This window comes from Flavobacterium sp. 1355, from assembly GCF_017833415.1.
Taxonomy (GTDB): Bacteria; Bacteroidota; Bacteroidia; order Flavobacteriales; family Flavobacteriaceae; genus Flavobacterium.
In genome coordinates this window covers 1-12,558 of sequence record NZ_JAFICC010000022.1, presented here as the reverse complement: position 1 = coordinate 12,558, position 12,558 = coordinate 1, and the positions used below count along the sequence as shown (strand labels likewise).

The 12,558-nt window shown below is 35.1% G+C and carries 9 protein-coding genes and 1 tRNA gene; 4 read left to right on the top strand and 6 right to left on the bottom strand.

The window, feature by feature from the left end; all coding sequences use genetic code 11:
* The first annotated feature begins 131 nt into the window (after positions 1–131).
* Together JOD96_RS21430 and JOD96_RS21425 are read left to right on the top strand one after the other, a co-directional pair.
* Entirely contained in the window at positions 132–2,942 is a 2,811-nt protein-coding gene (locus JOD96_RS21430) for a TonB-dependent receptor (protein WP_209566279.1), read from the top strand.
* 70 nt (positions 2,943–3,012) lie between these two features.
* Positions 3,013–4,065: a phytase gene (locus JOD96_RS21425; protein ID WP_209566321.1), complete on the top strand. Its 1,053-nt coding sequence runs from the start codon at positions 3,013–3,015 to the stop codon at positions 4,063–4,065.
* 275 nt (positions 4,066–4,340) lie between these two features.
* Here the strand turns inward: JOD96_RS21425 and pckA are convergent, their stop codons facing one another.
* Positions 4,341–5,945, bottom strand: coding sequence for a phosphoenolpyruvate carboxykinase (ATP) (pckA, locus tag JOD96_RS21420; RefSeq protein ID WP_209566278.1), 1,605 nt, complete (start codon positions 5,943–5,945; stop codon positions 4,341–4,343).
* 204 nt (positions 5,946–6,149) lie between these two features.
* Positions 6,150–6,536 carry a DUF423 domain-containing protein gene (locus tag JOD96_RS21415; protein WP_209566277.1) on the bottom strand — a complete coding sequence of 129 codons (387 nt, stop codon included), beginning with the start codon at positions 6,534–6,536 and terminating at the stop codon, positions 6,150–6,152.
* A 190-nt stretch (positions 6,537–6,726) separates the two neighbouring features.
* Between JOD96_RS21415 and JOD96_RS21410 the strand changes: the two genes are divergently transcribed.
* Positions 6,727–8,091: a saccharopine dehydrogenase family protein gene (locus JOD96_RS21410; protein ID WP_209566276.1), complete on the top strand. Its 1,365-nt coding sequence runs from the start codon at positions 6,727–6,729 to the stop codon at positions 8,089–8,091.
* Positions 8,092–8,266: 175 nt separating this feature from the next.
* Here the strand turns inward: JOD96_RS21410 and JOD96_RS21405 are convergent, their stop codons facing one another.
* The 4 genes from JOD96_RS21405 to JOD96_RS21390 form a co-directional block, all read right to left on the bottom strand.
* The gene (locus JOD96_RS21405) at positions 8,267–9,493 is read right to left on the bottom strand and encodes a M56 family metallopeptidase (RefSeq protein WP_209566275.1); all 1,227 of its coding nucleotides are present in this window, start codon (positions 9,491–9,493) and stop codon (positions 8,267–8,269) included.
* Entirely contained in the window at positions 9,490–9,861 is a 372-nt protein-coding gene (locus tag JOD96_RS21400; RefSeq protein WP_209566274.1) for a BlaI/MecI/CopY family transcriptional regulator, read from the bottom strand. Before JOD96_RS21400 ends, JOD96_RS21405 begins: the two co-directional genes overlap by 4 nt.
* 36 nt (positions 9,862–9,897) lie before the next feature.
* Positions 9,898–10,335: a hypothetical protein gene (locus JOD96_RS21395; RefSeq protein WP_209566273.1), complete on the bottom strand. Its 438-nt coding sequence runs from the start codon at positions 10,333–10,335 to the stop codon at positions 9,898–9,900.
* A gap of 468 nt (positions 10,336–10,803) precedes the next feature.
* Positions 10,804–12,192: a dipeptidase gene (locus tag JOD96_RS21390; protein WP_209566272.1), complete on the bottom strand. Its 1,389-nt coding sequence runs from the start codon at positions 12,190–12,192 to the stop codon at positions 10,804–10,806.
* Between the two features lie 109 nt (positions 12,193–12,301).
* Between JOD96_RS21390 and JOD96_RS21385 the strand changes: the two genes are divergently transcribed.
* Positions 12,302–12,383 (top strand) — tRNA-Leu (locus tag JOD96_RS21385).
* Positions 12,384–12,558 lie beyond the last annotated feature (175 nt).

The following is a 12,558-nucleotide window of genomic DNA, read 5'->3' as shown; positions in this document are numbered from 1 at the left end:
GCATTTAAATGTTATTTTAAGATTAATTGATATTGTCTCCAATCGCTAAATCATAACATTATGTTAATTTTTTGGAACGGGTTTAATAATACTTAGGTTTTAGTTTCGCAATCGAACATAAACACAACACAATGAAAAAAATTTATCTGTTAACAGTATTCTTTTTATTAACCCTGTCTGGCTTTGCACAGAAAGCAATAATATCCGGAAAAATATTAGACGCTGATGACAAACTGCCGCTGCCTGGAGCTATGATCCAGATTACAGGCGAAAAAAAATATACAGTTTCTGATTATAATGGTCGTTTTGAGCTTCTTAATATTAATGAAGGAACGTACAAAGTTGAAGTTAAATATATTGGTTACGAATCTGCAACACAAGAAATTAAAGTAGAGCAAGGAAAAAATAACGTAATTGATTTTGCGCTTAAGACTTCTGGAACTGAACTTAATGAAGTGGTTGTTGGAGACATCTTAAAAGGTCAGGCAAAAGCACTGAATCAACAGAAAAATAATAAAAACATCGGAAACGTGATTTCTTCTGACCAAATGGGGCGTTTTCCTGATGCCAATGTTGGAGATGCCTTAAAACGTGTTCCGGGTATTACCATGCAAAATGATCAGGGTGAAGCTCGTAATATTATCATCAGAGGCTTAGCTCCTTCATTGAACTCGGTAACTTTAAATGGCGACAGAATACCTTCTGCAGAAGGCGACAACAGAAATGTACAAATGGACTTAATTCCGTCTGATATGATTTCTACTATCGAAGTAAACAAAACTTTAACTTCAGATATGGATGCAGATGCTATTGGTGGTTCTGTAAATTTAATTACAAGAGCAACTCCAAACGGCGAAAGAATTTCTGCAACTCTTGCCGGAGGTTATTTACCAATTCGTGACCATGCTTCTTATACTGCAGGTTTAGTTTACGGTAATCGTTTCTTGAACAATAAATTGGGCGTTGTAGTAAGCGGTTCTTACAATAATGTAGATTATGGTTCTGATAACATCGAAAACGAATGGGTTAAAGATGATTTCGGAAACGACTTTGTACAAGCTGCCGAAGTTAGAAAATATGATGTACAACGTATTCGCCGCAGCGGGTCTCTGGCTTTTGATTATAAATTTAATGAAAATAACACCATTTTTGCCAATGCAATCTACAATTGGAGAGATGATAGAGAAAACCGTTTCAGAACTACTTACGATGATATTGAGCCACTTTATAATGGAGAGGAAATTATTGGTTTTGAAGGCCGTGCAAAACGTCAGACAAAAGGTGGTGTAGATAACAGCAGAAACAAAAACAGAAGATTAGAAGATCAGCGTGTGCAGAATTATTCTATTCGCGGAGAGCATTTAATCAATTCAAAACTAGATCTTGACTGGTCTGCTAATTATGCAAAAGCAAGAGAATACCGTCCGGGCGAGCGTTATATAGAATACCGTCAAAAAGGTCTGGATGTTTTTGAAAACTTAACAGATCCGAGATTTCCTGTGGTAACAACAGCCGGAGAAGCGCTTGATCAATTTGAATTTGACTCGGTTACTGAAAACACAGATGACACCAGCGAAAGCGAATTTGGAGCAAAAGTAAATATCCGTTTTCCTTTTACTATCATTCCATCAGAAAAAGGAAGATTGAGAACAGGTCTGAGACTTCGTTTAAAAGAAAAAACAAGAGACAATATTTTCTATTCTTACAGCCCATTAAACAGTGGTATGGATTTATTATCTGAAGTTCCGACAAGCTTCTATGACGGAAAAGGTTTTAATCCGGGTAGCCAATACATTCCGGGAACTTTTGCATCTGCAGGATTTTTAGGAAGTTTGGATCTAAACAATGCCTCATTGTTTGAAAAAGAAGCAGATGCTGCAGAATATTTAGCGGTAAATTATAACGCTAAAGAAAATATCTATGCTGCTTACGTAAGATGGGATCAGGATTTTAATGATAAATTATCCATGGTCTTAGGTTTCCGTGTAGAAAATACTCATATCGATTATACAGGAAACCGCGTTTTGGATGAAGAAGAATTAGAAAGTAAAATAAACAATACAAATTCTTATACCAACGTATTGCCAAGTATTTCTTTTCAATACAATGCTACAAAAGATTTAGTATTAAGAGCGGCTGCTACAACGGCTTTGGCAAGACCAAACTATTACGCATTGGCTCCTTATGTAAACAATATTGCAGCAGATAAAGAAATTATGGCCGGTAACCCAGCACTTGATGTTACCTTTTCTTATAACTATGACTTTATGGTTGAAAATTATTTCAAATCTGTTGGTTTGATTTCAGGAGGTGTTTTCTACAAAAAACTAAATGATTTCATTTATAACTACAGTGACAATCAATATACAACAGAAAAATTTGCTGCTGATTTCCCAAATCAGGCAAATCCTGTTCCGGTTGGAGAAAACTGGTCATTCTTACAATCCAGAAATGGAGACAATGTTGATGTTTACGGTTTTGAAGTAGCTTTTCAACGTCAGTTGGATTTCTTGCCAGGTAAATTTCTGAAAGGTTTTGGTATATACTTAAACTATACGTATACTAAATCTGAAGCAAAAGGTATTGCAGATGAAGATGGAAACGAAAGAAACGACATCAGCTTGCCGGGAACAACACCTCACATGTTTAACGGATCATTGTCCTGGGAGAACAAACGTTTCTCTGCCAGAATCTCAACCAACTTTACTTCTGATTATTTAGATGAACTGGGTTCTGAGTCTTATAAGGACAGTTACTATGATAAGCAGTTTTTCTTAGACGCAAATGCTTCTTATAAAATCACACCAAAATTGCGTCTTTTTGCAGAAGCTAATAACTTAACAAACCAGCCATTACGCTATTACCAAGGTATTGAAACGCATACAAAACAAACTGAATATTATGAGGCGCGTTATAATTTTGGATTAAAATTAGACTTGTAAAATACTTTTTAAAAATTCTTACATTAGACAGAACTTCGCGGTTCTGTCTAATTGCATTAACACAAACATGATGAAAAATAAATCTTTAGTTGCATTTTTACTCCTCACCCTTTCTTTTATGGCTTGCAAAGATGGCAAATTAGCACCTGTAGCACCAAATGCCTTAAAACCTACAGCTGTTACAGAAGCTTTACCACACGATACCGACGATCCTTCAATCTGGATTCACCCGACAGATGCTTCAAAAAGTATTATAGTGGGTACAGATAAAGATACTGACGGTGCTTTGTATGCTTTTGATTTAAATGGAAAAATCCTTAAAAAATCAATTGTGCTGCAACGACCAAACAATGTTGATATTGCATACGGATTATTGATTGATGGAAAAAAAGTTGACATTGCAGTTACAACGGAACGCGAAACCAATAAAATCAGAATTTTTAGTTTACCCGATTTAGAACCAATTGATAATGGCGGGATTCCGGTTTTTGAAGGTGATACTGAAAGAGATCCGATGGGAGTTGCGCTATACACACGCCCAAGTGATAAAAAGATTTTTGCTGTTGTGGGAAGAAAAACGGGTCCTTCCGGAAGTTATTTATGGCAATATGAACTTTCCGGAAACGGAAAAGCCGCTGTCGCAAAAGTGGTTCGCAAATTTGGAAACTACAGCGGTAAAAAAGAAATTGAAGCAATTGCAGTTGATAACGAATTAGGATTTGTTTACTATTGCGACGAACAATTCGGAATTAGAAAATATAAGGCTGACCCGTCTTTAAACGATAATAAAGAATTAGCCATTTTCGGAAAAACTGGTTTCAAAGCAGACAATGAAGGAATCGCGATTTACAAAAAGACAGATTCTACAGGTTATATTTTAGTATCCAACCAACAAGCCAATACTTTTATGGTTTACCCGAGAGAAGGTTCAAAAGGAAAACCAAACGAATATCCACTTTTGGCAGAAATCCCGACCTCTACTATTGAGTGTGACGGAGCAGATGTTACCAATGTCAACTTAGGCCCAAAATACAAAAACGGACTTTTCGTAGCGATGAGCAACGGAATGACTTTTCATTATTATACTTGGGATTTGATCCAGAAACGTATCGATAAGAAATAAGTTTTCAGTCACAGTATTTACCTTTCAGTCACATTTTGAGAACTGAAAACTTAAACTGAAAACTGAAAAACAAAACTAAAAACTAAACGTTTGTCAGGCTGAGCGAAGTCGAAGCCCCCGCAAAGTGCAGTCACAAACTAAATAAAATTTCATACGTCAAAAAACGAAGTGGAATACTTACTTGGGCTTCGACTCCCGCTCAGCCTGACAAAAGGTGAAACAAAAAAAAGCTGTTCATTAATGAACAGCTTTTTTAATTTGAATTAGTAATTCCCTTATTCTGTAATCGGTGCGCCAGCCAGGATTTCGGCATTGGCAAACTCTTCAAATTTGGCAAAATTAGCTTTAAATTTCTGAGCTAGTTCAATTGCTTTTTTATCGTATAATTCTTTGTCTTCCCAAGTATTTCTAGGATTTAAAATTTCGCTTGGAACATTCGGGCAAGATTGTGGTTTTGCAATACCAAACACTGCATGATTTTCAAATTCAACATTATCAAGCTCACCTCTTAATGCAGCAGTAATCATGGCGCGGGTATATTTTAATTTCATTCGGCTTCCGGTTCCGTATGCACCACCCGTCCAGCCTGTGTTTATTAACCAAACTTTTACTCCTGCATCTTTCATTTTTTTAGTTAGCATTTCTGCATAACGTGTTGGGTGCAAGGGCATAAATGGCGCTCCAAAACAAGCCGAGAAATTCGGTTGTGGTTCTGTAACTCCTGCTTCAGTTCCGGCAACTTTTGCCGTATATCCGGATATAAAATGATAAGCAGCCTGACCTGGAGTCAGTTTTGCGATTGGAGGCAAAATTCCGAAAGAATCAGCCGTCAAAAAGAATATGTTTTTTGGATTATGTCCGATTGAACCCGGCTGTATATTGTCAATATGAGTTATTGGATAACTAACACGTGTATTTTGAGTAATAGAAACATCGTCAAAATCTACTTCATTTGTTCCGGGTTTGAAAACTACATTTTCTAAAAGAGCGCCTTTTTTAATTGCTCTGAAAATATCCGGTTCGTTTTCTTCCGTCAAATTAATAACTTTAGCATAACAGCCTCCTTCAAAGTTAAAAACAGTGTTTTCGCTCGTCCATCCGTGCTCATCGTCACCGATCAATTTACGGTTCGGATCTGCAGACAAAGTAGTTTTTCCTGTTCCTGATAATCCGAAGAAAATTGCTGTATCTCCCGCTTCACCTACATTGGCACTGCAGTGCATTGGAAGTGTGTTTTCGAAAACCGGTAAAATAAAATTAAGAGCAGAAAAAATTCCCTTTTTCATTTCTCCTGTATAACCAGTTCCTCCAATAAGAGCGATTTTTTTAGTAAAATCAAGGATTGCAAAATTAGACTGACGTGTTCCGTCTACAGCAGTTTCTGCCATGAAACTTGGCGCACAAACTACTGTCCATTCAGGAGTAAAGTTTGCCAATTCAGATTCTTCCGGGCGAAGAAACATATTGTAGCAAAACAGGTTTGACCACGCAGTTTCGGTAACAACACGAACATTTAATCTGTAATTTGGGTCAGAACACACATAAGAATCTCTTACGAATACTTCTTTACCAGATAAAAACTGAGTTACTTTATTATATAATTTATCAAAAGCTTCTGATGAAAACGGGATATTTACATTTCCCCACCAAACTTTATCTTCTGTAATACTGTCTTTTACAATAAAACGATCCTGAGGAGAGCGTCCGGTAAATTCTCCGGTATTGATCGCCAATGCACCCGTAGAGTTCTCAACGCCCTGACCTGACTGTAAAGTAATCGCATGCAATTCATCAGCCGATAATTGATAACGAATGGTTGCATTTTCAATTCCTAATTCTTTTAACGAAATCGATTGCGAGAAAAGTGTGTTAGTGTCCATAAATTTGTCGTTGTGTATGTTTTGATTTTTATTTGATAACACATTTACTTTGATTTTTAAATAGTTGTATTTAAAAAAAGAGAATTGTTATATTTTTTATCAATAGTGACAAAAAGAAATAAAAATTCACATAAGTAAGCTTTTATGTTATTTATGAGACAAAATTAAAGATTAATTTTTAGATAGAATTTTTTATTCGGGATTTTATGATTTTCTCCTCAAAATAGTAACAAATAATATTAACCAAGCAAGAATTAATAAGAATCCGCCCAAAGGTGTTGCGAATACGATAATTTTTGAATCAAAAACTGTTAACTCTTTAGTGACTAATAAATAGATTGATCCGCTAAAAAGTAAAACCCCTGCCACAACCAGACCATAGATAGTTTTTAAGGTTTTTTCGGCAAGTTCTTTTCTGGTAGAAAGGAAAAACAAAAATAAGGCATGATACATTTGATAACGTACACCAACTTCAAAAGTATTTAATTGATCAACAGACAGCCATTTCTTGAGCAAGTGAGCTCCAAAAGCTCCTAAAATAATAGCTAGCATTCCGATAAAAGCTCCCGTTAAAACAATTTTTCTTTTCATGTTATGTATCTTTCAATAATAAAACAAAAATACTTCAAAGAATTGAAAAAGCATTTTACTTTTAAAAATCTTTTTCAGTTAAAGGAATTTATTGGCGTTATTCTTAAATTTAAAAATAAATGATTTTTTTCGACAAACAATATTGTTATATTTATAACAATTTAATATATTTGTGTTATATATTTAAAATATGAGACGCATTTTAATTATCGGTGCAGGCCGATCAGCTTCTTCACTAATACGATATTTATTATCTAAATCTGAAAGCGAAAACCTTCATCTTATCGTAGCTGATTTATCTTTGGCTTTGGCCGAAAAAAAAACACAGCAAAACCCCAATGCTACTGCGATAGCTTTAGATATATTTAATACCGAAGAAAGAAAGGCAGCAATAGAAAATGCATCAATTGTAATTTCGATGCTTCCGGCACATTTACATATCGAAATTGCAAAAGATTGTCTTCAGTTCAAAAAACATCTTATTACTGCGTCTTATATAAGTGACGCTATGCAGGAATTAAATCTTGAAGCGAGGGCAAACAATCTTATTTTTATGAACGAGATTGGTCTTGACCCCGGGATTGACCATATGAGTGCCATGAAAGTAATCGACGAAATTAGGGAAAAAGGTGGTAAAATGCTTCTTTTTGAGTCTTTTTGCGGCGGTTTGGTGGCTCCGGAATCAGACAATAATCTTTGGAACTATAAATTTACATGGGCGCCAAGAAATGTGGTTCTGGCAGGACAAGGCGGCGCAGCAAAGTTTGTTCAGGAAGGGACTTATAAATATATTCCGTATTGCAATTTGTTTAGAAGAACTGAATTTCTCGAAGTCGAAGGCTACGGAAAGTTTGAGGCCTATTCAAACCGTGATTCCTTAAAATACCGTTCTATTTATGGTCTGGATGATATTCTGACTTTATACCGGGGAACAATTCGCAGAGTTGGTTTTTCTAAAGCATGGAATATGTTTGTGCAGCTCGGAATGACAGACGACAGTTATATTATGGAAGATTCTGAAAACATGAGTTATCGCCAGTTTGTAAATTCGTTTCTGCCTTATCATCCAACCGATTCTGTAGAAATCAAAACACGTCTTATTTTAAAAATTGACCAGGACGATATTATGTGGGACAAGCTTTTGGAGCTGGATTTATTTAATCCCGACAAAAAAGTGAATCTGCCAAATGCCACACCGGCACAAATTTTAGAAAAAATACTTTCTGACAGCTGGAGTTTAGAGCCAGAAGACAAGGATATGATTGTAATGTACCACAAATTCGGTTATGAATTGGATGGGGAGAAAAAGCAAATTGATTCAAAAATGGTTTGCATTGGCGACGACCAAACTTATACAGCAATGGCAAAAACCGTTGGATTACCTGTTGCAATGGCAACATTGTTAATCTTAAACGGAAAAATCACAACCCCGGGGGTTCAGCTTCCGATAACTAAGGAAGTTTATTTGCCAATTTTAAAAGAATTAGAGGAGTATGGTGTTGTTTTTAATGAGCAAACCATGCCTTATTTTGGATATAATCCTGATCTATTTTAGTGATGGCTTAGTTTTTTTTTGAGAATTTTTTTTAGTTTTTAATTGATCCGCTTCTATGTCTGGAAGCGGATTTTTTTTTTGTTAAAGGCACAAAGGTTCAAAGAAGCAAAGGTTCAAAGGTTTAATGAATATCTTGAAACTTTGCTTCTTTGAACTTTTGTGCCTTCCTAAAAACCTATTTCTCTGTTTGAATTGTTATAGGCATAGTGTACAAAACACGAGCTGGCTTTCCATCGATAGACCCCGGAATCCATTTAGGAGAAAGTTTTATCGCACGAATAGCCTCATTTCCTATACCGTAACCCAAATCTTTTACGATTTTAAATTCAGATAAACTTCCATCTTTTTCTACCATAAATTCAATTATGGCTTTACCTTCTAATTTCTGCTTTGAAGCTTCTGCAGGTATTTTAAAATTCATGCCGATAAGCTTATAAAATTCGTCAATCCCTCCCGGGTATTCAGGTTGTTTTTCAATCGATTTATCTATACATTTCGATATCGTTTTGTCATAATCTGATTTATCCTTTACCTTTTGAGCGTTAGTTTCTGCACTAAAAACAAACAAAGACAATACACAAACAAGACTAACAATCAATACTTTAAACATCATTTTGAATCGGGATTCTTTTTTAGTCATCATAATAAGGCGTTTTTTGGTTATTAAATAATTAAGATTACTGGCAAGCGAAACAGTATTTTTATGAGAAGCAAAATTCAATAACAGCTTTTGATATTCGGTTACAGACTCAAATTGTTTGTTTACAGATTCATCGGCCAAAAATTCGTGATTTAATTTTATTGATTTTTTGAATAAAATAATAAGCGGATTAAACCAAAAGACAATTTGCAAAACCTCTATAAAAAGAATATCCAAAGTGTGTTTTTGCTGCAAATGTGCCCTCTCATGGGCTATTAATTCTAATGGAATTTTACCAGTTTCCAGTTCTTCCTTATTTATAAAAACAAATTTCCAAAATGAATGCGGTAATACAGGTTCTTCTATTAAAACTACATTTGTATCATTCAAAAATTGTCTGCCATTATTTTTAGTTTTTTTATAAAATGAATACAGATTCATAACGAAACGAACCATTAGTAACAATCCTACAACTAGATAAATTATACTTAAAACAGAAGTTATAATTTGTCCGGAATTATCTTTGGCCAAAGCAGCATTACTCGTTCTAATTACAATTCCGTCTAGTTGAATTACACTTAATGCATTACCTAATAAAGGTTTAACAGAAATTAATTGCAAAGGAATCACAAAGCTAAAAACCAAACTCAACAGCAAATAAGCGCGATTAAAACGAAACATTTTTTCGTTTTCAAGCCATAATTTATACACTGCATAAAAAACCAAAAGCAACATTCCTGATTTTAAAAGGTAGTTTATCATTTTTTCTTTTTTTGAATTTCTGAATCGATTATTTTTTTAAGATCTTCTAATTCTGAGGCAGATAAATTTGTTTCGGTGGTAAAAAACGAAGCAAATTGCGAAGCCGAATTATTAAAGAAATTGCTAATTAATCCGTTTACATGCTTGGAGAAATAAGCTGTTTTTTTAACTAACGGATAATATTCCCGTGAATTTCCGAATTCATTATAAGCCACAAATTTCTTATCGATCATTCGTTTCAAAAGCGTTGCAACTGTTGTTGTTGCCGGTTTTGGTTCAGGATATGCATCGAGCAGATCTTTCATAAAAGCTTTTTCAAGCTTCCAAAGATGTTCCATTAATTGTTCTTCTGAGTTTGATAGTTGCATTTTTTTAAGGTTCTAAGATTATGAGATACTGAGTTGCTAAGTTTTTTTGTTATCAGCTATTTTCTTTTCCGAAATCAATTTGCCATTATTGTAATTTTTAATTTCGGTTAATTTTCCTTTATCCGAATAGAATTTCCATTCTCCAAAATAAAACCAGTGCGTTTCTACAGCATTAGTTTCTAATTTTGTTTTGCCTTTTGATTGTACTTTTCCATTTTCAAAATAATACTTTACAGTGCAAATTCCATTTTTGTATTTTTCGGTTTTATAAATTTTTCCGTTGATATACGATTTCCATTTTTTTACAGGCTGGTCTTTTTTGTAATATTCAAATGATTTATAGACCGTATTATCTTGCTCGTAAGTATCAATCCAAACGCCTTCTTTTTTCTTGTCGATCTTTTGATTGATTGGCTTGCTTTTACAATTTGAAAGCATCATTGCAAAAAATAGTAGGATTAGAAATTGTCTCATTTATATATTTTTACTCTACAAATATAGATGTTGCTCTACAAATGTAGAAATAAATTTTTAATATGCAAGAAAATTTTAGTTTTTGAGATTCTAAGTTACTAAGGGACTAGATCTTATTAGCTGTAAAGACGATATTTTTTTTGAATAGGCTCCAAGTTTTAGCTGGAAATCATTCATTTTCGATGCTAAAACCTTAGAATCTTAGCACCTCAGAACCTTAGCGACTCCCAAAAGCGTTAGGGATTGAGGCGGTATCCTTTTATGAAGTGGAACGGAATAAAAGATATAGCCGAAAGCCCGGTCGCCGCGGCGAAACGCCCATAAAAAAATCCGCTCATTTCTGAACGGATTGGATATTTGAAATAATCTTTGACAAAGATTAATGTATTTTTATACCTAATAGGTTTTAAAAACCTGTTAGGAAAGCTTGTAAACTTAAAAACTTTGCGCCTTCGCGCCTTTGTGGCCTTACTTACTTAATTCCACAAAATACTTGTAAAACAACGGAATAGTTTCAATCCCTTTCAAGTAATTAAAAATTCCGAAATGTTCGTTTGGTGAGTGAATTGCATCGCTGTCTAAACCGAATCCCATAAGGATAGTTTTGCTTTTTAATTCTTTCTCAAATAAAGCTACAATAGGAATACTTCCTCCGGAACGAACCGGAATTGCGGGAACTCCAAAAGTTTCTGTATAGGCTTTATTGGCTGCCTGATATCCTATGCTGTCAATCGGTGTAACATACCCCTGACCACCGTGATGAGGCGTTACCTTTACAGTAACTCCCGCTGGTGCAATATTGGTAAAATGCTTGGTAAAAAGTGCTGTAATCTCTTCCCAATCCTGATTTGGAACCAAACGCATTGAGATTTTAGCAAAAGCTTTGCTCGCAATAACGGTTTTTGCGCCTTCACCCTGATAACCACCCCAGATTCCGTTTACGTCTAAAGTCGGACGAATCGAGTTGCGTTCGTTGGTTACATATCCTTTTTCGCCGTAAACATCATTTAAGTTTAAGGCTTTTTTATATTTTTCTAAGCTAAAAGGCGCTTTAGCCATTTCAGCTCTTTCTTCTGCAGATAATTCCTGAACTTTGTCATAGAATCCCGGAATCGTAATATGATTGTCTTCGTCGTGAAGTGAAGCAATCATTTTTGCCAAAATATTAATTGGGTTTGCTACTGCCCCGCCGTATAATCCTGAATGCAAATCACGGTTTGGGCCCGTCACTTCTACCTCAACATAACTCAATCCTCTTAAACCTGTCGTAATAGACGGCTGCTGGTTCGAAATCATTCCGGTATCTGAGATAAGGATTACGTCGTTTTTTAGTTTTTCCTGGTTGCGTTCTACAAACCACGCCAAACTTGCCGAACCTACTTCTTCTTCTCCTTCGATCATGAATTTTACGTTGCAAGGCAAATTGTTTGTTTGCACCATATATTCAAGCGCCTTTACGTGCATGTACATCTGTCCTTTGTCATCGCAGGCACCGCGGGCAAAAATGGCACCCTCGGGGTGAATATCTGTATTTTTGATAACGGGCTCGAATGGTGGCGAAGTCCATAATTCTAATGGATCCGGCGGTTGAACATCATAGTGTCCGTAAACTAAAACCGTTGGAAGATTGGGGTCGATTATTTTTTCTCCGTAGATAATTGGGTAACCCGGAGTATCGCAAACTTCGACTAAATCGCAGCCTGCTTTTGATAAACTTTCTTTAACAGCCTCTGCTGTATCAATAACATCTTGTGAGTATGCAGTGTCGGCACTTACCGACGGAATCTTTAATAATTCGATCAATTCATTGATAAACCGATCTTTATGTTGTTGAACGTAAGACTTAATATTTTCCATTTAAATTATTTTTATAGAAAACCAAATATACAAAAAAGAGAATTAATAATTTTTTTGAAAAAATTCTTTGAATATTCGAAGTTATGATTATCTTTGCACCCACAATTGAGCGGATATGGTGAAATTGGTAGACATGCCAGACTTAGGATCTGGTGCCGCAAGGCGTGTAGGTTCGAGTCCTATTATCCGCACTGAAAAAGCTTCTGAGAAATCAGAAGCTTTTTTGTTTTTATTGCATTTTTGATTTTAATTGCGAATGACGGATTAAAATGGATCAACACGAAAACCTGTGGATTTTGAAAATTTAAGCATAAATATTAGTTAGCCTAAAAAGAAAAAATTCAATATTCCTTACTCCTCTGAATT

What these genes read in the sequence shown, in the direction of transcription:
- JOD96_RS21430 (WP_209566279.1), top strand. Translation starts at nt 132, where the DNA reads ATGAAAAAAATTTATCTGTTAACAGTATTCTTTTTATTAACCCTGTCT.
- JOD96_RS21425 (WP_209566321.1), top strand. Translation starts at nt 3,013, where the DNA reads ATGAAAAATAAATCTTTAGTTGCATTTTTACTCCTCACCCTTTCTTTT.
- pckA (WP_209566278.1), bottom strand. Translation starts at nt 5,945, where the DNA reads ATGGACACTAACACACTTTTCTCGCAATCGATTTCGTTAAAAGAATTA.
- JOD96_RS21415 (WP_209566277.1), bottom strand. Translation starts at nt 6,536, where the DNA reads ATGAAAAGAAAAATTGTTTTAACGGGAGCTTTTATCGGAATGCTAGCT.
- JOD96_RS21410 (WP_209566276.1), top strand. Translation starts at nt 6,727, where the DNA reads ATGAGACGCATTTTAATTATCGGTGCAGGCCGATCAGCTTCTTCACTA.
- JOD96_RS21405 (WP_209566275.1), bottom strand. Translation starts at nt 9,493, where the DNA reads ATGATAAACTACCTTTTAAAATCAGGAATGTTGCTTTTGGTTTTTTAT.
- JOD96_RS21400 (WP_209566274.1), bottom strand. Translation starts at nt 9,861, where the DNA reads ATGCAACTATCAAACTCAGAAGAACAATTAATGGAACATCTTTGGAAG.
- JOD96_RS21395 (WP_209566273.1), bottom strand. Translation starts at nt 10,335, where the DNA reads ATGAGACAATTTCTAATCCTACTATTTTTTGCAATGATGCTTTCAAAT.
- JOD96_RS21390 (WP_209566272.1), bottom strand. Translation starts at nt 12,192, where the DNA reads ATGGAAAATATTAAGTCTTACGTTCAACAACATAAAGATCGGTTTATC.